Source organism: Dyadobacter luteus, from assembly GCF_003383615.1.
Lineage (GTDB): Bacteria > Bacteroidota > Bacteroidia > Cytophagales > Spirosomataceae > Dyadobacter > Dyadobacter luteus.
In genome coordinates this window covers 647,644-670,671 of record NZ_QNUL01000001.1, presented here as the reverse complement: position 1 = coordinate 670,671, position 23,028 = coordinate 647,644, and the positions used below count along the sequence as shown (strand labels likewise).

General features: G+C 42.6%; 18 protein-coding genes and 1 pseudogene. 11 read left to right on the top strand and 8 right to left on the bottom strand.

The window, feature by feature from the left end:
- Positions 1-36: 36 nt before the first annotated feature.
- On the top strand, positions 37-1,548 hold the full coding sequence (locus DSL64_RS02605) for a T9SS type A sorting domain-containing protein (RefSeq protein ID WP_115829066.1): 1,512 nt from the start codon (positions 37-39) through the stop codon (positions 1,546-1,548).
- 915 nt (positions 1,549-2,463) lie between these two features.
- Here the strand turns inward: DSL64_RS02605 and DSL64_RS02600 are convergent.
- From DSL64_RS02600 to DSL64_RS02575, 6 genes are all read right to left on the bottom strand, one after another.
- Positions 2,464-4,275 carry a M1 family metallopeptidase gene (locus DSL64_RS02600; protein ID WP_229216926.1) on the bottom strand — a complete coding sequence of 604 codons (1,812 nt, stop codon included), beginning with the start codon at positions 4,273-4,275 and terminating at the stop codon, positions 2,464-2,466.
- 233 nt (positions 4,276-4,508) lie between these two features.
- Positions 4,509-4,934, bottom strand: a complete 426-nt coding sequence (locus DSL64_RS02595; protein WP_158547851.1) for a nuclear transport factor 2 family protein — start codon at positions 4,932-4,934, stop codon at positions 4,509-4,511.
- Positions 4,935-5,090: 156 nt separating this feature from the next.
- The gene (locus DSL64_RS02590) at positions 5,091-5,996 is read right to left on the bottom strand and encodes an AraC family transcriptional regulator (protein ID WP_115829064.1); all 906 of its coding nucleotides are present in this window, start codon (positions 5,994-5,996) and stop codon (positions 5,091-5,093) included.
- Between the two features lie 544 nt (positions 5,997-6,540).
- Positions 6,541-6,708 (bottom strand): hypothetical protein, encoded by a 168-nt coding sequence (locus tag DSL64_RS29115; RefSeq protein ID WP_199539316.1) that lies wholly within the window; start codon positions 6,706-6,708, stop codon positions 6,541-6,543.
- 206 nt (positions 6,709-6,914) lie between these two features.
- Complete coding sequence (locus tag DSL64_RS02580) at positions 6,915-8,567, bottom strand: serine hydrolase domain-containing protein (RefSeq protein ID WP_158547850.1); 1,653 nt, start codon at positions 8,565-8,567, stop codon at positions 6,915-6,917.
- Positions 8,568-8,839: 272 nt separating this feature from the next.
- Positions 8,840-9,709, bottom strand: coding sequence for an alpha/beta fold hydrolase (locus DSL64_RS02575; protein WP_115829062.1), 870 nt, complete (start codon positions 9,707-9,709; stop codon positions 8,840-8,842).
- Between the two features lie 196 nt (positions 9,710-9,905).
- Here DSL64_RS02575 and DSL64_RS02570 point away from each other — a divergent pair, with 196 nt between their 5' ends.
- The 10 genes and pseudogenes from DSL64_RS02570 to DSL64_RS29480 form a co-directional block, all read left to right on the top strand.
- On the top strand, positions 9,906-10,799 hold the full coding sequence (locus DSL64_RS02570; RefSeq protein WP_115829061.1) for a LysR family transcriptional regulator: 894 nt from the start codon (positions 9,906-9,908) through the stop codon (positions 10,797-10,799).
- A gap of 550 nt (positions 10,800-11,349) precedes the next feature.
- Entirely contained in the window at positions 11,350-11,559 is a 210-nt protein-coding gene (locus tag DSL64_RS29485; RefSeq protein WP_115829060.1) for an Arm DNA-binding domain-containing protein, read from the top strand.
- A 193-nt stretch (positions 11,560-11,752) separates the two neighbouring features.
- Entirely contained in the window at positions 11,753-12,616 is an 864-nt protein-coding gene (locus DSL64_RS02560) for an AraC family transcriptional regulator (RefSeq protein WP_115829149.1), read from the top strand.
- Positions 12,617-12,634: 18 nt separating this feature from the next.
- Positions 12,635-13,279 carry an NAD(P)H-binding protein gene (locus DSL64_RS02555; RefSeq protein ID WP_115829059.1) on the top strand — a complete coding sequence of 215 codons (645 nt, stop codon included), beginning with the start codon at positions 12,635-12,637 and terminating at the stop codon, positions 13,277-13,279.
- An 88-nt stretch (positions 13,280-13,367) separates the two neighbouring features.
- A complete protein-coding gene (locus DSL64_RS02550) occupies positions 13,368-14,411 on the top strand; it encodes an NAD(P)-dependent alcohol dehydrogenase (protein ID WP_115829058.1) in 1,044 nt (347 codons plus the stop codon).
- Positions 14,412-14,752: 341 nt separating this feature from the next.
- A complete protein-coding gene (locus DSL64_RS02545; RefSeq protein WP_158547849.1) occupies positions 14,753-15,145 on the top strand; it encodes a nuclear transport factor 2 family protein in 393 nt (130 codons plus the stop codon).
- A 5-nt stretch (positions 15,146-15,150) separates the two neighbouring features.
- Positions 15,151-15,537: a nuclear transport factor 2 family protein gene (locus DSL64_RS02540; RefSeq protein WP_115829056.1), complete on the top strand. Its 387-nt coding sequence runs from the start codon at positions 15,151-15,153 to the stop codon at positions 15,535-15,537.
- A gap of 72 nt (positions 15,538-15,609) precedes the next feature.
- A complete protein-coding gene (locus DSL64_RS02535; protein WP_115829055.1) occupies positions 15,610-16,680 on the top strand; it encodes an NADH:flavin oxidoreductase/NADH oxidase in 1,071 nt (356 codons plus the stop codon).
- A 236-nt stretch (positions 16,681-16,916) separates the two neighbouring features.
- A complete protein-coding gene (locus tag DSL64_RS02530; RefSeq protein ID WP_115829054.1) occupies positions 16,917-17,105 on the top strand; it encodes a hypothetical protein in 189 nt (62 codons plus the stop codon).
- Positions 17,106-17,116: 11 nt separating this feature from the next.
- Positions 17,117-17,365 (top strand): annotated as a pseudogene (locus DSL64_RS29480) (TSUP family transporter); the annotation flags it as partial.
- Here DSL64_RS29480 and DSL64_RS02525 read toward each other — a convergent pair.
- Positions 17,362-20,313 (bottom strand): glycosyl hydrolase 115 family protein, encoded by a 2,952-nt coding sequence (locus tag DSL64_RS02525; protein WP_115829053.1) that lies wholly within the window; start codon positions 20,311-20,313, stop codon positions 17,362-17,364. The pseudogene DSL64_RS29480 and the gene DSL64_RS02525 sit on opposite strands and share 4 nt — an antisense overlap.
- A gap of 85 nt (positions 20,314-20,398) precedes the next feature.
- Positions 20,399-22,942, bottom strand: coding sequence for a hypothetical protein (locus tag DSL64_RS02520; protein WP_115829052.1), 2,544 nt, complete (start codon positions 22,940-22,942; stop codon positions 20,399-20,401).
- Positions 22,943-23,028 lie beyond the last annotated feature (86 nt).

Sequence of the window (23,028 nt, the reverse complement as noted above, 5' to 3'; positions counted from 1 at the left end):
TTATTACTGGCGAGTGATAACTTAAATTAAATAATAATGCATCAGTTTTTTTACCAAAGCTCTTTTTTAGAGAATAGTATTTCAAAATATAATAAATTAGCTTTTCTGGCTTTAATTATATTTTCTATCAATAATGCGGGATATTCACAAACTTTTCCAGTTCTACCAAGTCCGAATTACGATGTAGATCACACATCACTGGTTCGGGGGACAGTAAGCCAGAATGGAAGCGGTGGAATTGCAGGAATCCTTGTAAAATTGAAAACCTCAGATGGTAATGTTATAAGTTATGCACTGACTAATGACCAGGGTGCTTATGAACTTTCAGCAAAAGCAGAAGCAGGTAATTATACCTTAGAAATAGAATATCCATCAGACGGATTTTCTGTAACTTCTTCTCCATCTGTGTTTTCATTATCAGCAAATCAGGTAGAAGCGGGTAAGGATTTTAAGCTAGAAAGAAAATCCAATACTCTAACAGTTTGTGACATACATTCATTAGAGTTAACTCCTTGGGGATTAAGTTCAAATGTGTATTTAAATTTGACGAAACCGGATATTTCAACTCCATATAGCTCTGTAAAGCTCTTTACATCGGCTATGACCAGCCACCCTGAATTACAAATCGTAAACACAAATAACAGTGAACCAGCCAGAGTAACACGTCTGGATGTTGGTGCGATTGTATATCACGAAGCTCCAAGTTCATCGAGCAATATTAATTCTGCTATGGAATTTGCAAAAAGCAATATCGGCGGAAGTCAAAATCTTCTGGTCCCTGCTTCTACAACATATACATACTATGACATTTCATCAGGTAAAACATGGACAAGTAGCAACTTATCCAATGCTGCTTACAATACTGATGGTAGTAATGTACAGATACAGATTGCGGCAAGTGCTGAAATCACATCGACAATTAATGGAGGGAATGCAACTTTCAGTGTGTCTACTAACGCAAATGCCGGAGCCTGTTTAGTTTATACTTATCCATCAGACCCTCTTCCTGTACGCCTGGTATCTTTTGACGTTACTAGTCAAAACGGAGAACCAGCTCTGTTGAAATGGAAGACAGCAGAAGAAAATTTAAGTCAGGAATTTCAGGTTGAGAAAAGTATGAATGCCCGCGAATGGACTAAGGTAGTTTCCATTCCTACTACCAATAGAGGCACATATATCTCTGACTACCAATATTATGATAATGAAATTTGGGAGGGTATTACGTATTATCGATTGAAAATGGTGGATCAGGATGGTAGCTATTCTTATAGCACTATTCGAAGTCTTAATGGTAACAATGCTTCAGTTAAATTGACGGTTTTTCCAAACCCAATTTCGGCATCATCTGGCCAGATGCTACAATTTTCTAAGTTACCATCTCCAGCTCAAAAAATAGAAATATTCTCCATTTCAGGAGCTTTGATCCATAGTGTCGAAACGCCTGATTCAGAAGGAATCAATATTGGTCAATTGGAAAAAGGACTTTATATTGTTAAAGTAATTCTTCAAAATGGACAAATCATGTCTTCCAGAATCATAGCGAAGTAAAATTAATGAAATGCCTGTGTATGATGAAATGAATGCTCAATTCTTGTCATATGCAGGCATTTTTCATTTTCATGGCTTTATCTTAGGTTGTTCATAACATCATATCCTTCTCTTTGTAATTTACCTTAATCACAATAGAGTTGAAACTCGTTGTATAGATATCGTCTAACGGGTTGTGGACATATCAGACGCCAATTTTTACAGCCGGCTTTGTACATCCGAGCCGATTTCTGGCATATTAAGGAAATCCCCTTTCGATAAATGCCAGGAAGTACTCCGGTCTGGCGTTTGAAGAACTTTTTAAAATGGGAAGTGAGCTGTAAATCCCAATTCAAACACAGGCTCGGTCAGGTTTTGGTGTGAGTACAAAAGCAGCTTTTTAGATTCTACCGTTAATTTTTTCGTTGATCAATGCGCTGGCAAATATTCCAATTAACTTCTTGCAGGTTGCGTTGAGCGTTTTGGAAGTTATTTTAGAATATTTGCATGATATTCAATGTCTTAGTTAGCGGTGTATTACAAGCCGAGTTGCGTGAACAAATTTTTGAGTAGAGACGGATGTGGTAGCATGGGATGTGACTTTATCTCCCTTTTGAGCAAATTAAAAAACAGTTGCAGATACGTCTGAACGACTGCTCCAAAGTGGGCAGCACTTGAAGATATTCCGGTTCAATACTTCTGAAAATGCCTGGAAGGATGTCATTTTGTTCTTCCAAACAAAAGCCGCTTGGAATGTTTAGCGGGAAGCTTTGAAATAGAGAGTGCTAAAGGGGATGGTTTAACAGGAAACTTTTTGAATCATTACTACATACCCTTTGGGGATCTCGGTGAGTTCCCAGCTATGGATTTGTCCAAGCATGAGCAAATATGAACTATCAGGTTTGACAGCGAGCCTGTGCTTTCTGATTCTTTGGTTTACTCCAATTGCCGAATTTCTTCAATTGAACTGCCGAGCAATACATTATTTTCCTTTTCAGAATCCACATCGAATTCGGTTCCCAACACAAGCTCTTTGATTTTCTTTTTTGTCTTGACCACTATCGTTACTGTTTTATTCCCCAATGCCCAGCACCCAATGTGTTTGCTTATCAATTCTTTACTGCCATCCTGGTAAAAAACCGTAAGGTGGATAGGGACAAGTTCGGATCCCAAATTTTCGATGACAACCTTGTATTGGTCGCCTGACTTTTTCACACTTCCAATTGCCAGATCAGGAATGCCTTTGCTGAAAAACCAATTATTCCAAAACCAATCCAGGTTCAAGCCCGTGAAAGAATTCATACTATAAAAGAAATCGTAGGGCGTCGGATGTTTTCCTTGCCAGGTAAAAATATAGTGTTGCATGGCTTTTATGAAGACGTCTTTTCCCAGCATCTGCATTAAGTACAAATAGGCCAATGCAGGTTTCAGATCCTTATTGGCGTATCTTGCTTTTCCATAAAGTTGTGGGGTGGGGGTCATAATCGGTACGTCCCAGGCAGTACCGGCACTTTTATTAATATCACTGATATCATAATCCAGTTTCCCATTCGGATCAACAAACGGGTATAAAAGAAATTCCGAAAGCGTTGCCCAACCTTCGTCCATAAACGCGTGTTTGGTTTCGTTGGTGCCTACAAGAAATGGAAATAAAGCATGAAAGATTTCATGAGTGGTCAACTGCGCAGATTCCTGACGGTCTTCGAAAGGCAGATTGTTGACCATCATAGGGTATTCCATTGCGTCCAATCCATCAAAAATGGTTTGATGAGAATAGGGAAAGGGAATGGCCGGAAACTGGTAACTAATCGCTTTTACAGTTCTTACAGCGTAGTCAATAACGGGCAGGTATGCATCATGGCGCGGATTGTAAACAGCATCAACACGTGTTCGCCTGCCTGTTTTCGGGTCGACCAACACACTTGCAGCTTTCCAGATATAATGATTACTGATCGAGAAGGCGAAATCAGTGACATGATCTGCATGAAATTTCCAGGTGTTTAGCCCACCACTGTTCAGGGTAATTCCTCCTGTGGTGATATCTGTTTCGGTAATGATATTTTTAACCTCATCCTGTTTCTCAGCCTGCCGGATCCGCTCGACGAATTGGGGGCTGTATACCTGGTCGATATTAGTCAGATCGCCTGTAGCCCAAACCTGGTAGTCTCCCGGCACGGTAATGTCTACATCATAACTGCCGTAGTCGTTATAAAACTCATCATGACCTGTGTAAGGATACTCACTCCAACCATCCACATCATCATAGACGGCGATTCGAGGGAAAAAATATGCCAGAAAAAATGCGCCTTCTTCAACCTGTCCGGTACGGATGAATGAGCCCTTGTTGAGTGTGTATGCGTAGTCGATGTTTACTTTAATTGTTTGCCCAGGATGTATCGTTACCTTCCGGACTGTCATCAGTGTAGCTCTGGTAACCAAATTTGTACTGTCGATCTTTTTGCCATCGATTAGAAATTCACTGATATTGAGGCCATCTCCCAAGTCGCTGGAATTGACAGCCATCTTACGCAGTGCCTGTTTCTGATAGAGATTAGGAAAAATGTTCAGCAGAATCCGGCTCAGCGTGTCCGGACTATTGTTTGTATAGTTTATTTGGACACTGCCATTAACGGCACGGGTTACTGGATCAAATGTGATTTTTATCTTATGGTCTGCGTGGTTCTGCCAGTAATTTTTTCCCGGAGTGCCATTTTTGTTTCGTGTCTGTTTCAAGTACACACGTTTCATTTCAGGGGTTATAGGCAATACCGATTGAGCCTGAGCTACTAGGTTAGAGAAAAACAAAAGAAAAGTTAATACTTTTTTGCTGAAATGCATAGGTAGGTTTACCGGGCTTAGTATTGTGTTTTCCGAAGATAGTAATATTTACTTTCGCATAGCAATGAGTCTGTTCAACCAGGAACTCAGCATGATTAAGCTTGATATTCCGTTTCTAAAAATGCTGAGTTCTTCGTTGTGAGCTAATCCAGACTTATACGGCTGACGATATCGTAATACGCGTTCAGATCAAGCCATTCGATCCCGGAAACAACTTTACCATTTTCGATAGTCATGATGTACATGTAAGCATTTTGGTACGGTTGACCGTCAATGGCGACACTCGCACTTTCTATCCTTGCAAATACCTGGTTTCCGTCAGCCCATACACCCAAGGTCTTGATGGTCAATGGCTGAGCCAATCGGAGGTATAAAGGTGATTCTGCTATCTCAAAAAGCTCTTCCATACCGTAGTAGGTTGATGCTACCGGACCGTGGCCGGCGATTGTCCACTGAACATCTTTTGAAAAGAGATTTTTAAAAAATAAGGTAAAATCATGCGCCGACTCAGATAGTGCATCTGTTACAATTTGTTTGTTTGCTGCTTGCTGCTCAATATTGTTTTCCATCACTTTCATCAGTTCTATAAAATTTTACAAACTTTTAATAAATGAACAGATCGAAACAGCCTGTAAGCCGGAAAAAGCCCTGGCTGTGATCTGATACAAAGTTACGATGGAGACTAGCCGGTAATTTTGTTGCCGGCAAACCGATCTTTGTCAAATTCAAACCTTCCGGAATGCAGAAGGAGCCGAAGCAGTGTTTTTTTTAAAGAACTTGTTGAAATGGGCCTGATTCTCAAAACCCAACATGTAGCTGATTTCGGATATGTTCAGATTGGTATATCTCAATAACGCCTTCGCTTCGCCAATCAATCGTTCATTGATATGATCGGTAGTAGTGCGACCGGTTGTTTGCTTAATGGCACGGTTTAATGTATTTACATGTACTGAAAGCGCCTGTGCAATCACTTTGGCCGAGCGAAACCCGAAGCGGCGGGTCGTGGAATCGATAGGGAACTGCCGGTCAAGAAGCTCTGTAAATACCTTAGTAATTCGGGAATTGGCGTCATTTAAAATTGCTGTGGTGTAAGATGAAGTAAGCTTCTGGGCTGTAAAAATAAGCTCGGTTACATAAGCCTGGATCAGTTCCTGTTTGTAAATGTATTCCGAATTAAATTCATTGATCATTTTCTCAAACAGATTATTGACAAGTAAGTACTGATTCTCGTCAAGCGAAAAGACTGGCCTGCTGCCGGGGCTGAACATAGGAAGATTACCTACGTTGAGCCGAAGGTTGAGCCTGATGAATTCGTCTTTGAATACGCAAAAATACCCTTTGGTTTGAGCCGTAACAGGGTCAGATGTATAGGGTACTTTCGGATTAAAAAATAGCAGCGTTTTTCCATTGACAGGGATACTCATATCTCCATAATGAAATACACTACTACCCTCAAACAGCATAATTTTGTAAAAGTCCCTACGGATATAATCCGCAGATACCTGCCCGGGTTGTAAGCTGTCCTGGATGCGGAAGACATTAAATTGACCGGGCTCGTCTTTGATCACTTTCGGTGACTTCTCAAACTTATATTTATAGAATTCTGCAAGTGATTCAGTAGCTTTTGCCATTGCTTCGGTGGTTTGAAATTTAAGATAGATGGGTAGTTAAATCTGTTTTCAGTTCATTAGCAGTTTGATATTTAACCTTCGGATTCTATTAAAATTATCATTTTAAAATGTGTTCGGATATTTGGCTGGTAAGTTGCATCAGACCATCATTGGTCAGAAGGGAAATGCTAGCCACGCTTCGGGTAGCTGGGCACGGCGCTGACTAGTATACACTCCTTGCCAGTCAGGCCAATCCGTACCCGGAACTTTGGGCTTGTATTGAACACTAGGTATTTCTGTGAGCAGCTCTGGTGAAATCAGTCACTGTTCAAATATTCTGCCGTCATTCAACTTCAATTGAAGATACATCCCCATATCCACAGCGTCTGAATACCTAGCTTCAGCATCAGTAATATGAGCTCTTTACAGATCACTACTGGCAAAACATCCAAGGGGAGAGTTTTTAAAATGGCAGGCCTTCTGCTGGTTTTATACTTTATTAGTCATTCTTTAAAGTAAATACCCTAACTGATAATTTCTATTTTATCTGTAAAAATCGGGACTTTTACATCGTCACTTTCCTGTCTGCAGCTTTAAATACTGCTATATGCTGGTTGTAAGGTAGGCGGTCATCTTTCTTCATCTGGACTTGCCAAAACTCTCCTGGATCTTTCCACCGCTCATAAAAGATGTATTTGGTTTGATCATTTTCACTACGAATGGCAGCCAACATAAGACAAGTTTTTGCTGGGCAACCTTTTGCAGATGAGGTAATAGTATTGCCTCGAATTCTTTTAACACTTCTGGTTTCAGGGTAAATTCTACTAATATTTCAATTTCACTATTACTTTTTTCCTACTAATGGATTTTATATTCTTTAACCACTCATTTAACTGGTAATAGAACAGATACTAACTTGAAGCTTCGGTATCAAAAAGCCTATTGTTTGGTAAAAATCCTGTTACCCAGATAAATTCTGTTCCCTTTCTGAATGAGTGGATCTCCATCAGAGGTGAAAAAGACTCCGGGTTTAAATTCGGTTAATTTTGTCTCGCCGCCCCTTGAACAATACAGATAGCCATTCTTTAGGAAAATTTTGACTGTCTGTGGCTGACGGTTGTTGAAGCCTGAATAAGTCCCGGTTAAATCAGTCCAGGCTGCCTTGCCCGGCCCCGCCTTTTCGGTCGGTGAATCATTGTAGATGTAAAAATCAGCGCCGTATTGGTTGATATTGACAAAGTGTCTGGGTTTGCCTGTCTGACCGGCGTCAAACAGATACTTCTCACCATTCGGAGCAGAAAACTCTTGCTGACTATGCGCATTCAACTTTATTGTATCAATTTCTGAAATCACGGCAAGTTTCCCGGCCATTTCAACAAAGCTAACCACCCGCCGTCCACTCTTATATCTTCCGGTCAATGTTCTTATATAATTTGGATCAAGCTCAATGGTGGCTTTAAGATCAACGTCAGGATCTTTTTCTAAACCATCTACATTGTGTAAAAGCATCATTTTCAGGATGTACTCGCATACCTCGCTGGCAAATGGCGATACCAGACCATCATTTGTCATAATGGCAATGCCTATCCTTGCTTGGGGTATCCAGGCATGCAGGGCTTGGTAGCCGTATCCGTCACCGGGATGAAAAACCATGGTTGCACCATAGAATGGTCTGACCAGCACACCCAATCCGTAGCCGGAGCTTTGACCATCGAGCTTGTATTGAACGCTTTGCATCTGTGCAAGCAGCTTACCGGAAACCAGTGTATCACCATTTATTACGCAATCATTCAGCTGAAACTGAAGATACCTGCCCATATCCACAGCGTTTGAATACAGACCACCTGCAGCAATGTTGGGGATATAAGTTCTTTGCAAGACATTGTTTCCATAACACCCGATGGCAATGTTTTTGAATTGGTAAGCCTCATCCTGGCTATATGTGCTGCTAGTCATTGCCAATGGTTGCAGTACGCTTTCTTTCAGGTACTGATCAATTGGTTTGTTAGCTCTCTTTGCAGCAACATAACCAACAAGATCATGGCCCATGTTCGAATAACTAAAAAATTCGTTCACATCGAATCTTAGCCAGGATCCGTTGAAACTTTGAACATGCTGCTCGAAGGTGTATTTGGTCGTGTCGTAATTGTTACCCAAGGGCGCCTCATGACAAAAACCTGCACGATGGCTCAAAAGGTGTCGAAAGGTCATTTTGTCGGCCTGGCTGCTGCCGGTTCTGGATTGGACATGAAGAGCAGGATAATAACGCCGGATTTTATCATCGAGACCAAAACTGCCCGAGGTAGCTTCCATCAGAAAAGCGGTTGTTGTCAGCGTTTTTGATATGGACTGCATGCTAAAAAGCGTTTTCTCATCTACCTTTTTTGCCTTTGAAGGATCAGTGTAGCCAAACCCCTTTGCCAATATTGTATATTGGGCATCCACAAGCACAATAGATGCTCCAAGCACGCCGTATTCTCTCATTTTCAAAGTAATAACGCTATCCGCTTCCCTTATGATCTGAGCTTGATCTTTGCGCGTCAAATCCTTCACCATACCGGATTGAGCAAAAGCCTGTATAGTTGCCAACATTATTATGACCGGTATTAGGGAACTTGCTCTTTGCATCAACGAGATTTTAGACATGTACAGATTTGTCAACCAGACAAGATATCGAGCTTAAATGATTACTCAACATACTTAACGCAAGATCCAGGCAGTTAGATGCTTTGGGCAGTGGCCAGATGCTTCACCATCGCATTCTCCGCTGCTGATAGGCAAACAGGGGAGCTTTTACAATAGCTAAACGACCAAGTCCTGCCGGATATTTAGCCGGCTATCACATCCGGCGGAGCTGAATTCAACTAGTTGGGTAGCGAACGCATAAAATCAAGTATTTCGCGTCCTATCTCCACAACGTGGGTTTCCAAAGCAAAATGGCCTGTGTCATAAAATTTCAGGGCCGCATCAGGCAAATCTTTCTTATATGCCTCAGCTCCTGCGGGCAGGAAATAAGGGTCTTTGTCGCCCCAAACCAGTAAGAATTTAGGATGGTATTGTCTGAAGTACTGATGGAACTTCGGATAAAGCTCGACATTGGTTTTATAATCTCTTACCAGGTCGAGTTGTATGTCAATGTTTCCCGGCCTGTCTAAAAAATGCTGATCAAGGGTGTAAGTCTCCGGAGCAATTAGTGACTGATCGGGTACTCCCTGATGATACTGAAACCAGGTGGCGTCTTTGGATACGAAATCCCTGAGCGACTCACGATTTGGCTGAGAAGGATCTGCCCAATATTTACGTATCGGATTCCATTCACCGCTCAATCCTTCCTGATAAGCATTGCCGTTTTGCGAAATGATACCGGTAATCTTTTCCGGATTAGCCATCGCCAGACGCAGCCCGACCGGCGCGCCATAATCGAAAACGTAAACGGCGAAGCGTTTTAACCCAAGCGTATCAATAAAGGCCTGCATGGTAGCGGCGAGATTGTCAAAAGTATAATTGAAGTCTTTGTTGGATGGGGCATCAGAATAGCCAAATCCGGGTAAGTCCGGTGCAATGACATGGTATTGCTTACTCAGGATTGGAATCAGGTTCCTGAACATGTGTGAGGATGTCGGGTAACCGTGTAGTAAAAGAAGAGTCGGAGCATCGGGTGCGCCTGCTTCCCTGTAAAACAAGTTTAGACGATTTACTTGAACATTCAGGTAACGTACAGAGTTGTTTGGCATGGCTGGTTTATTAAAAGTTAATGGTTGATTTGATTGTGCCAGCATATCACTGGGCGAGAATAATGTCAGTAGCACTAAGGCGAATATGTAATCCGATAAATGTTTCATCTCCTTTTTTTTACCAAAACTAATCACGACATTTAATCATGACAAACGATTAATTGTGATCACTTAAATCACTTTTTATGATTCCTTTATGAATACCAACGATTTGAAAATATTTGAGGCAGTCGCATCCACCGGAAGTTTCACCAAAGCGGCCGCGGCAATGTTCACAGTGCAGTCCAACGTTACTGCAAGGATTAAAAGTCTGGAAGAAGAATTCGGTGCAGAGCTGATTTCCCGTACATCCCGGAAGGTAGAGCTAACCGTAAGTGGAAAAACATTGCTGCAATACTGTAAGCAAATCGGTCAGCTGGTTGCCGAGGCTAAAAGCAACGTGCAAAATACTGATAAGGTGGGTGGGACACTCAGGATTGGTTGTATTGAAACTACTATGGCTTTAAAAGCACCGGAAATACTCAATTACTTTCAGCAGCACTATCCCGACGTTGAACTGGAGTTTAAATCCCAGATGAGACAAGTGCTGATAGGCGAGGTATTGAACTTTGATCTGGATGCCGCATTTGTATCAGCTCCAGTTAACGTTGCCGGTCTGGATCAGATCCGCATCAAAGAAGAGCAGCTCATTATCTTAACTGCCGGCGGCGGGCCAAAACTGGAAGAACTACTTGCAAAGCACCCTGTGAAGATCGTGACATTCGGTCAGGGCTGTATATTCCGGGCAAGATTAGAATCCTGGCTAAGCTCTAAGGGGATTATACAATACAAAAGCACTGAACTGAATTCTATTGAGGGGATTGTCAATTTTGTAGAAGCTGGTCTGGGTATTAGTATATTGCCCCAAGAAGTCATTTCCAAATACTATGCAGGCAGAAAAATTGTCAGCCATAGGCTCAGCAAACTGCTGGGGACGATGACTACGGTCCTTGTCTTCAGAAAGGATAAATTACAATCGGGTGCTCTGAGGGTTTTTATCAATACCTACCGTCAGCATATTAATGTTGAGAATAGACCTGCATCCGGTTAACTGATCAGGCTACGCCTGTAAAAACGTAGAGTTAGTTGTCATCTCTAAAATATCAGTAACTAATACAATAGCCGCATTTGAGGGCAGATAGCACGAAAGGAAAACAGTCAAGCCTGTAGCAGAACAAATGCAAAAAAAATACAAGGATATCTACCACTGCAGACCTTATTGGATCGGCAGGGAGGACAGGCGTAAATTATGGGAGTGAAAATATCGATAGCTTCTAGGGCATTAGAAAGGGATTGCCCATATCGAAAGCAAAAGAAACAACGAAAGTTCCAAAGACGAGCGTCTCCACGAAAAGTAGTTTCAAAACATTTAAAAGCCTGTTTGCGATACGTAAACAGGCTTTTTTAATGTGTTTCAGGTATCAAATTTTGCAATAACTCGCAAAGTTTATGTGAGTACTCGGTGTAGTACGCCTTTTTCGAAAAAAAATCACTCACTGGGGTGTTTGTAAATATTTGTATATGAGCATGTTAGCGTAGTTTTCGTCTTGTCATTTCTGTAGTGAACTCCGAAATTTGCTTTATTCTAAACCAGTTACAAAATGATGGAGAAATCACTCGGGTTACTTTTTTATCTTAAACCCGCAAAGAATGACCAGGGCGAGCAGAGGTTTGTATACCTTAGAATCAGAGTAAACGGGAAGGCAAATGAGATTTCCACTAAACGAAAATGGTCAACAACGCGTTGGAATGCATCCACTAACAGGGCAACAGGCAGCAAGAAGGACGCCAAGCACCTAGTCTGTTTTTAGACTCCCTTGTTCAGAAGGTGCACGAGGCCAGTTCTTAAATCTTTGAGCTAAATCAGCAAACTTTTTGAGCTAAATAGGACAGTGCGAGAAGTCTGTGATGAATACCTTTGTATCATAGTTAAAATACGGATGAGCTGGTAACTTTGATTGGGTTGATCATGTTACTGAAAAGCTGACTTTTTAAAGAATGGATATGAGCAAAGTGATTAAGGTTCCTACTGCGCTGGTGAGCGGTCCGGGGCAACAGAGCGCTTTAATGTTGGATGGCTGTTCGGTCATAGAGCAATGCATACACAGCATGAAGGCCAAGGGCACAATGTACCTGGAAGAGCATTTGCTGCTGATCGTTCTGGAAGGCACTGTCACGCTGACGTATGGAAAGCAGCAGTATGCACTTGGGAAGAACGACATGATTCTTTTAAAGAAAGCGATTTCAGTACAATACGATAAAGTGGGCAATCCGGATAATGACAACATCTATGACAGTCTGATGTTCAGTTTAAAAGACGATCTGTTAAAAACGTTTCTGGCTTCATCGGAAGTTAAAGTACCCAAAATTGAAGGGGAAATTAAAACGGCTGTTTACCCGATGAATGAATGTCTCGTAGCGTTCGCCCATTCTCTCAAACCGTATTTCTATGACGATTCGATTGTTCATCCGGGGCAGTTGCGACTAAAAATTATGGAACTGCTCTACGACGTTGCAGAATGTAATCGTAATATGTTTTTGCAGATTCTTCAATTGCACCAGCCGGTGAGGGCAGATATCCGTCATGTAGTGGAGCTGCATTATGCTTCACCGGTTTCGTTATTGGAGCTGGCCTATCTTTCAGGCAGAAGTTTATCAAGTTTCAAAAGAGATTTTCAAATGGTTTATAATACATCACCGGCTTCGTGGATACGGGAGAAGAGACTGGAAAAAGCAAAAGATATGCTGGAAACCACACTCATGTCTGTTTCTGATATTTGTTATACACTCGGGTTTGAAAACGTATCCCATTTTTCCAGGATTTTTAAACAATACCATGGTCAGGCCCCTTCCATATTTCGGAGCTAGACATTTAAATCAGATCTTATGAAAAAAATATTAGTAATCGGATCAGGCGGACGCGTAGGTTCGGCTTTGATAGGTAAACTTGCGGAATCGGACTATACTGTTTTGGCAGGATCAAGGCATGAAAACAATTCTTCCCCGTCTGAAAATATATCGTTCATTGCCTTTGATTTACTTTGGGATGTGAATCGGATGGTGGAGGCAATGAAGGGAAATATTGACGCCGTTTATTTTGTGGCGGGTTCAAAAGGAAAGAATTTACTGCAAATTGATTTGCATGGTGCTGTTAAAACCATACAGGCTGCGGAGAAAGCAGGTGTAAAAAGATTCATTTTACTCAGTTCAGTATTCGCTCTTGAACCCAGTCACTGGCACGAATCTTTCCTGAAAGATATTACAGATTACAACATCGCCAAGCATTACGCAGACCTATATCTAATGAGCCAGTCCAGCCTGAACTACACCATTCTGCAACCCGGCGCATTAAAGGAGGAAATCGGAACAGGGAAGATTACCGTAGATGTAAAAGAGCCGTTATCAAATTCAATTGCCAATGTGGTCGATGCGCTAGTTGCCATTCTGGAAGATGATCATACCATTGGAAAAGTGATCATGATGCATGACGGTGACACGCCCATCAAAGACGCGCTTAAACAGGTGAAGTAGCAAACGAGAATTCTAAATCATGCGGTAAACCAAGGCGGCGCTTCCAAATTTGAACAAACTTAAATATTAATATAAAACAAACTAAGAGATGATTGAAACCAAAGGATACGCTGCGCAGAGTCCTAACGAAGATTTAGCGCCCTGGGCGTTTGAACGCCGGGAAGTTGGCCCCCACGACGTTCAGTTTGATATTTTATATTGCGGTGTTTGCCACTCCGATTTGCATCAGGTTAACAACGATTGGTTTCCGGGTATATTCCCAATGGTCCCAGGACATGAAATCGTTGGTCGTGTGGTCAAAGTGGGCGATCACGTAAAGAAATTTAAAGTAGGCGATCTTGCAGGAACAGGCTGTATGGTTGATTCCTGTCAGGAATGTGAAAATTGCAAAAGAGATCTTGAACAATATTGTCTGGAAGGCAATACGCAAACCTACAACGGAATGGAGCGTGACGGGAAAACACCAACGTATGGTGGCTATTCCAATACCATTGTGGTGCGGGAAGAATTTGTACTGCATGTTTCTGAAAAACTGGACCTGGCTGCGGTCGCACCATTATTGTGTGCTGGTATCACAACCTATTCCCCTCTGAGGCATTGGAAAGTAGGAAAAGGACATAAATTGGCGGTACTTGGTCTTGGCGGTTTGGGGCATATGGGTGTAAAGTTTGGCGTTGCTTTCGGAGCGGAAGTAACTGTTTTAAGTACATCACAAAAAAAAGAAGAAGATGCTAAAAGACTGGGCGCACATCACTTTGTTGTTACCAGCGATGAAGCTCAGGTAAAGGCGGCTTTAGGAACTTTTGATTTCATTCTGGACACCGTTTCTGCCGAACATGATTTTAATATGTACCTCTCTTTACTAAGAACAGATGGTACGCTGATTTGCGTTGGTGTTCCATCCAAACCAGCAGAAATAGCTGCGTTTAGTTTGCTTGGCGGAAGAAAAAGTGTTGCAGGATCAGGCATAGGCGGCATAGCTGAAACCCAGGAAATGCTTGATTTCTGTGCCGAGAATGATATCGTTTCCGACATTGAGCTCATTGACATGAAAGATATACAGACAGCCTATGACCGCATGGAAAAAGGTGATGTCCGTTACCGGTTTGTAATTGATATGGCAACACTGTAATTGATAGTTGCCGGATCGTAAAGCCTTGCCAAATTTTGGTGAGGCTTTTTTTATAGGCAACTGTATTTATTTCGGATCAATCTGACCTGGTAAACATCACCTATTCAGAAGTAAATGTCACTTTTTAAACTCATCAAATTGGACCAAATAGAAAGATTATTTGAGCTGAACAGAATACTTTGTCTCTTTGGTTAGATGTAATTTTGTAAAACAAATAAAAACTATCAAATAGTTGAAAATAAAATAGTTAAGTAGGAAAATTGTACAATATGGCCAGGAGTAGAAAATGGGTTTTAGCATTGGCATTATTACCATTTCTTTGGGTATCGTGCACAAGTAGTATGAATAAAAACAAAATTAAAAATAACCAAATTATGGAAGTTTCACAGCAGGAAAAACAAGGTATACTACATGCAATCGATTTGTATGTGGAGGGTGGGCGGAAAGCCAGTGGTAGAATCGCAGCGGAAGCATTTTCACCGACTGCAACAATGTCCTGGACAGAAGATGGTAAATTAAAAAGTGTACCGATTCAGGCTTTATTTGATGGATTCGATACTTGGCAACCTATGGAAGCAAGTTACGAACTCACCACCCTGGATGTGGCAGAAGATGTGGCTATTGTCCGCATTGAGTCACAATTCGGCCCAAGCAAATTTGCTGATATGTTTACCCTGGTCAAAGATGGCGATCTGTGGAAAATTGTAAGTAAAGTTTATCACGTTAAAAAGTAGAGATAATGGTTGCAAATAAGAATATCAATAGCGTTCAGGATTATGATGATGTATTGGCGGTAGTACAGGGATATGTAGAGGGATTAAGGACAGGCGATGTGGAACAATTGAAAAAGACATTCCATAAAGATGCTGTCATGTACGGACATTTACCGGAAGGTTTGTCCGAGGGCAGCATTGAAAATCTATACGCTTATATAGAAAAATTCGGTTCCGCTCCTCACATCAAGACACATCTGTCAGTACTGCATAAAACACCTACCACAGCATTTGTGCGTGTTGAGATGGAAAGTGATGCCGCTGATGAGGACTTTACCGATTACCACTCATTGATTCAAGTAGATGGAGAATGGAAAGTTATTGCAAAATTATTCCACCTGTACAGCAAATAAAAAGTAAATTTTATAAAGCATTATTGGTGATGATTCACTGCCAGTAATGCTTTTATTTATAAAAGTAAGATTATGTCAAAGTTATTTAGTCCCTTAACTATCAAATCAATATCGTTTAGAAACCGTGTTGTGACCTCACCCATGTGTATGTATTCTGCAACAGATGGTTTCGCCACCGACTGGCATTTGGTACATTATGGATCCAGGGCAATGGGAGGTGCTGGAGCAGTAACGCTTGAAGCAACAGCTATTCGTGCTGACGGTCGGATAGGAGTCGGCGATCTGGGAATATGGAAAGATGAGCATATTGCCCCCTTGGCAAAAATCGCTTCGTTTATTAAAAGCAGTGGAAGTGTAGCAGCGATCCAACTGGCACATTCGGGCAGAAAAGGCAGTACCTGGGCGCTGGGCAGTGAAAGTCGTGCGCTGATGCCGGAAGATGAAGATGGCTGGCAAACCGTTGCGCCTTCGGCGATTCCATTCTCGCCGATCATGCAAACACCCCGTGAAATGTCCCAACAGGATATCGATGAAATCATCCAATCCTTTGCCGACGCTGCACAAAGAGCTTTGAAAGCCGGTTTTGAACTGATTGAAATTCACGCTGCGCATGGTTACTTAATCAATGAGTTTTTATCTCCAATTCCTAACCAGCGTACCGATCAATATGGTGGAAGCCGTGAAAACCGCGCCAGACTTTTGTTCGAGATCATCGAGCGTGTAAAAGAAGTGTGGCCTCAGGAGCTCCCAATCGCTGTACGTATATCCGCTACCGATTGGATGGAGCAAGGCTGGACGGTTGATGATTCTGTTTGGTTGAGCAAGCTGCTGTCGCAAGCGGGTATAGATATCATCGATATATCGAGCGGAGGAACTGTTCCTGGCGCTAGAATTGTTTCCGGGCCGGGATATCAATTGCCTTTTGCAAGTGCTATCAAACGTGAAGTGAGAGATACTTTATATGTGGGTACAGTAGGCATGATTACGAACGCAGAACAAGCAGAAACGATACTGGCCAACAGCGATGCTGACCTTGTGTTTGTTGGGCGGGAGTTTTTAAGAAATCCCTATTTCCCGTTGGAAGCGGCACGAAAATTAGGATCAGAAATTCCGGTACCGAAACAGTATCAACTGGCTTTTTAGCGGGATTTATTAATGCTATGGTAGGAAGGGAGGTTTGATACAGATTCCGGCGCTCCTGATCGCGTTTCCGGATAAGGCGGTGGCTATGCTTTTTGGTACCAACAAGATCGCCGCCATTTCAGGAGCAGCAGTGGCGGCGTATCAGTAGAGCAAGTGTATCCGGTTTGATTACCGGCTCCTGCTTGTAGTCAGTCTGGCTGCATTTGCAGCTTCCTTTTTAGGCGCGAAAGTTTGCGATGCTGATCTATGTTTATACAAACAAAAATCTCGCAGCCGCCCAAACCAGGGTGCTTCCATTTGCGAAGCAGCTGTTGTTAGGATCGGTGATTGGTCTGGTCGTCGGTATCTACGGCGGATTCTTTGGCCCGGGAACAGGTAGTTTTCTGATGCTGGGTTTTGTCCTATCGCTCAAATTTGACTTTTAACTGCTTCTGGTTATACAAAACTTATTAACTCTGTCACAAATATTTCGGCATTGCTGGTTTTTATCCGACATGGAAATTTTCTATTGGGTATTGGGTTAATGATGGCTGTGTTTAACATTGCCGGAAATATGATTGGCAGCAGAATGGCCTTACGCGAAGGAAATGGATTTGTCCGAAAAATATTTTTGGTCGTTGTATCGTTGATGATCCTGAGGTACGGATATGATGTTTTTCAGGAGTTCTCGTCGGTTTCGTTTTAATGTGTTTGAAACGATTGCTGTTTTCGTGCCTGCATATCATTTAACGAAAGTGATCCGTAGAATGGCTGCTCCACACCCAAATCAATGAATATCTGCATGAGTATCACGCCAGGATCGATCATGTAAATTTGCAGCTTGTGTTTGCCCGCTTTCAGGTCCGGTACCTTAAAAGTACGTTGCGCCGAATTGCTCAGTACATTCTTTTTCCATTCATCACTTCGTCCAATAGTTCTGAAATTGAAAATTGTTACAGGACCGCCATCAATGCTCACACCGTAGCGTAGTTCAAAGTTTTTGTTTATCGGATAGGTAGGTAACGTGCTGACGGTAATGTCGGCCGGCGATTGGCTGAATGTAAAAAAATCATATTCGACAACAGGATTACTTTTCACTTTAAGCGTATCCAAATAGCCTTCTCCGGCTTCTTCAACCAGCGGTAATGATTCCAGCGATCGGCCGTGGGAACCCAATCCTTCAATGACACTCCAGTGCAGGGATCTTGTGTTTTTTACCGCAGTGTAGTCCGCAGCAGGAATGGATAGGTAATGGGCAGCCTCTATATGTCCTTTAAAATTTTCGAGCTCCTTCACATGGGCATTGTTGGCTGTAACAGCAAAGGTATATCGATCATCACCGCTTTCAACAATGATAGTCCCTTTCAATGACGCTTGTACAGGTGCTTTGTTCCAGTCAATTTCTACCCAAATGCGCTGCTGGCTGTTAAGCCCGTCTGGTGTCAGGTCACCCTGACTATTGCTTACGCTAATCCATTTTTCAGACACTTTGACCGTGAATGTTCTTTTTACTTTCTGTGTCAGGAAAACGTCAATAAAATATCTTTGCTTGTTCCATTTGTTAAATTCAGGAAGTATCGTTGCGCGGGACGTGCCGAGATCCGTTGTCGAATCAGCTTGATTGTATCCTTCGGGAACTGCACAAAAAGCGGGCAAACTCTTCTTTAGAGGTAAATTAAAATCCGGTACATCAAAGACAGGAAGCTTGCGGGGGAACATGTCCATCATACCATTCCATTTGCCATTGGCAAGCTTTGTGTTATAATAAAGGGTTTCTGCGGCAATTTTCTCCTGAGCCCCGCCCGACAGCGAAGTATAATACGCAGCGCTTAGTCTTCCTTGACTGGCATAAATGAAGGCCTTGTCTCGAAAAAGGAATTTCTTGTTTATCCACGCGGCACCTTTTACGGGGTATTCCACAAGCTCGTAAAAAGCATCCTTGTCTTTGGCTGCAATATTTGTCCCGATGTCCTTTACCTGTGCAAGCAGCTGGTCATAGGCGTCCATTCTCAGCTGCGCCTGATCATTGTAAAACAGATGATTATAGGCAGTGAATTTTACTCCGGTAGTAGGCTCCGTCTGGCTCCAACCCATGTATTCCGGCTTACGCTCGAAAGCGAGGTCATAGTAATGCCAAAGCGCTTTTGCTGCTGATGCTGACTGCTTATCCCCAAAAATCGTTGATAACCAATTTTGTAAATGCGTCATTAAAAAAGCTGAGTTTTCGAATGGCTCGATGTTATAAGCCATATCCAGAAAAAGCTGCGTGGCATACTCAGCAGGCTTAATATCACCCACATTTAAAACCCATAGCTGCCTGGCATTCATTGCAAAAGCCTTTGTCATTTCCTCACGCATGTGCGCGGGATGTGTGGTGTTAAGCCATAAATAATCGTGAGGCCTGCCCCAATAGGAAGCATGGTAATAGACGCCGGAACCACCTGATCGCCTATTCTCCTGAGCATTACTCAGCCGTTGAATGTATCCGTAATTGTCATCAGGCCACACCAGCGTGATGTCGTCAGGAACTTTAAGGCCTGCATCATAAATTTCAAGTACCTCTTTGTATGGTGTAAATACCTGCGGAACCTTGGTAATGCTCTCATTCACATACTTTTTGAGCATATTCCGCTGAGCCCGGATGATGGTGTCCATCAGAGGAACGGTTTCCTCCATTGTTTTTACACCTTCCATCGCGCCGTCATGGATTCCGCGCATTCCGGTCGTGTAAATACCATTGATCTTACTACTTTCTTTGATGCGGGATTCCCAGTATTCGTCTACCTTTTTCTTATTTGTCAGGTAGTTAAAGCGTCCCATTTCTTTCTGATTCCACTCGCTCACGTTATTTCTCAACATAGGTTCCGCATGTGAAGAACCTACTACGATCTGATAGTCTTCCGCTACTTTGATATTTCCGGGGTAATGGTAAAAAGCTTTTGTGCTCGGATGCATCGCAGGCCAGATCAGATTGGCTTTCAGACGCAGAAGCAGCTCGAATACCTTCGCATAAGTCTTAGGACCTATGTCTTTTGTCTCGGGTTCAAAGGTTTTTGCAGCCCATGGCTGTAAGCCCCAATCTTCGTCATTGATAAAAATACCCCTAAATTTTACTGATGGCGTTTTAGAGGTAAAATCCACACCATCTATGACAAGGGATTTCTGCATTTTCGGCTTTGCATCGGCCCACCAGTACCAGGGCGTCACACCAATTTTTTCTGACACAGAAAAAACGCCGTACGCCGTTCCACGGGCATCACTTCCGGCAATGATCAGTGCATTAGCGATGTTCGCCGACGGTTTCGATAAAAACCGCAGAGAATAAGATTCCCACTTTCCTTTAATCGCGGGATCGAAAGCTTTGTTTCCCACATTCTTAACCAGCGCTGATTCAGCTCTTCCGATGATAATGATATTGCCTTTGGCATTTGAAATATCAGTGAGAACTTTGGGCTGATACCCGCTGACGAGCTCAATGTCTGAGGCAAGTAAATGCGCGGTTATCGAATCAAGTTTGTATTCCCCTTTTTGATAGTAAATCGTGACTTTGTTTTTCGCCGTTACCAATTCAAACTGTGCTGCGCTTGCGACAATTGGCAGGCATACTGACATGAGAATGTGAATTGTAATACGCTTTAAGAAGATTTGTTTCATGAATCGTTTTTTGAAGGCGATAAAATGGAGCCTATCACTCCTAGGTGCAAAATATATTGAAAGCGATGTTTTCTCACCCGTTACGTCATTCCAAAGTTACATTTTGAATCGCAATACCAGCAAGTGGTTTTTGATTCTGACCAGCCGTTTGCGCAGGGAGCAATACAATTTGCAAAGTCTCAATGTTGCTTAAATCAAGCTTGCCGGCCTCCGGGGTGGTGTTTATAGAGTAGGGTAGAAATCCAGGGTAAGGGCGCGGAAGGCTGATGAAATCTGTTTTTTTAAGATCGGCAAGTAACATAGCATACGCACTGCTTTCCGGTTTTACGTTTAATGTCGCGCCATATACCGATCCATCCTTACCGATTAACACAAGCTCAATGGTGCAAGGTTTTTCGTTGAGTGCGCGGCCGTGAAAGACTAACTTTGTTTTAGATAAAACATCAGATTTGCGTCCCGCTATGTTGTTTTTAAAATTGTATCGCATTGCGTACTGTTCCGCTTTTTCGGGGTATATGCTCAATTCAGAAGTTCCCATTTCTGGTACTGGATTCAATCGCGATGTTTTCAGATAAGGTCTTAATAATTGCTCATGATCCGCTGCTGCACTAAATAAATTTATCGGTGAAGATTTTGGCAGAATGTGTGTTTCGAACAGTTTATCCACCTCATTGTTCCAATCTTTGATATTTTCCTGTTCAGAGGGATACTGTTTTTCTATCCCGTTTTCCCTAACCAAAATGCAGTAATTCACGACATCGCCTTTTAAAAATTCCGCCGGAATTGTGCCCGCGTATTGATAACCGCCAGTGTGCTCCAACGCCAGATCCACAGGCTTTACACCTTTAACAAGCAGTTTTATGCGGGCAGCTTCCGGCTGTTTCAGGGAAACGATCTGTACTTTGACACGCACATCTTCGCCAGCCGAAACCTCTTTAACCGGAGAATGAAGTACATACGTTTTTTCGAGTGTCGTTGCGGGGGCCACGAATTCATTCAATGTGATATTTTTCCATTTGCTGGCCGAAGTCAATTTATTGGAAGCGCCTTTTTTTACCAGCATATAAGCGCCTGGCGTAATGTTAAAAGTCTGATTTTTAGTATTGAAAATTTTGGCGTCATTTCCCTTATTCAGTGGTCTGATCTCAAAATCATCTCCTAAATCGGGTACACGCACAGACATCGGCCATTGACGCCAGTTGATCACAGCCAGGACTTTATCGAGGCTATTATAGCCAAATGGGTCCTGCACCCAGATCGCATCTGGCAAAACTTCCATTCGCCAGACGCCCTTTTCAAGTTTATCCAGAAAGTAAGCGCCTGTTCCTTCGTATTTCACAACCGTGGAATTACCTGAACCACTGATATGTTCTAATGCTTCGGTGTTTTCAGGAACGGTAGTTGTATGATTGGTATAAATAAATTTATCCTTTGTAACCATTTCCGCCAGGTCCTGCCCGTAACTCACCCTGAAATCCCCAAAGGATGTATCTGCGGGGAATTTGCCAAAGTCTTTGTACAGCGGAATATTGTGAAAAACTTCCGATGCGATTTTAAGGCTGAGCGCTTTCTGCGGCGTGTAAATCAGGTTCATGTAATGCGTGTCATATTCCGTATTGGCGTAGGCGAAGTAGGTTGGGTCATAGGCAAAGTGCGTGGCAAGCTGCATGCCTGCTGTACGGAAACTGCGCGCCATGGCTGGATAAATGTAGGAGCGCCCTACATCAGCAGCATCAAATTCATAGACGATCTTCGCCATTTGTTTGAACCTGGGATTGGCAGCAAATGGAATTTTGTAGTCGTCCACATTTGGTAGCAAATTTCCCATTATTTCATGCTTAGCCTGCAAACCTGTGGGATACCATTGAAATGTACCACCCTGAATATCAGCATCGAAGTAACCTTGCGCCAGGTGAATACTGTGGCTGATGTTATAAAAGACCGGCTTTGCGCAACCCGTCTTTCTCATCGAGCCTACCATTCCATTGATAAATGCAGTTACGTCGCTGGCTCTCCCGCCATGTTGCGGCTCGTTACTGATTTCAAAGGCGATCAGGTCCGGCTCGTTTTTGTAGGCGACACCGGTGTAAGGATTGACATGATTCAGGAACTGATACAGGTAATTTTGTTGCGCTTTAATGGCATCCGGATTGGTCAGACAAGCTGCTTTTCCATATTTTCTTGAAAATCCCGGCGTTTTTTCATCCTTTTCCGGCCAGCCATTTCCCCAGTACGCGATGGGCGTGAGCACAAACCTGATGCCACGATCTTTCATTTTTTTCAATGCATAATCCAGCAGTCTCAAATGCTCATTTTCCAGCAGATTGCCTAGCGTATCGCTTATTTCTGTGTCCCAGACGTGAACTCGGTAAAGGTCAAAACCCAGCCTGGAAAAATGGTAAACATCGTCGTCAATGGCCTTTTCCGGAGATACATTCAATTGCTTTGCCACGCGGTAGGCATAAGCGAAAGGAACCGTGTAATTTACTCCAAACCCTTTTACTTCCTCCTTCGTGTTACCCCAGCGCATCACGCCGCCTTTATCGACATATACATCATTAGACTTTTGAGAATAAGCGATTGGAGCGACAAACAAAATGAGAAGTAGAAAGGCAAGAGCAAGCTTCATAATTTATGAAAAGTAAAGTGTTTAGGATTAGTCAAGTAGTGTCAGGGGTGGTCATTTGTTGTCAGGGGGGCAAGCGTGGTCAGGGT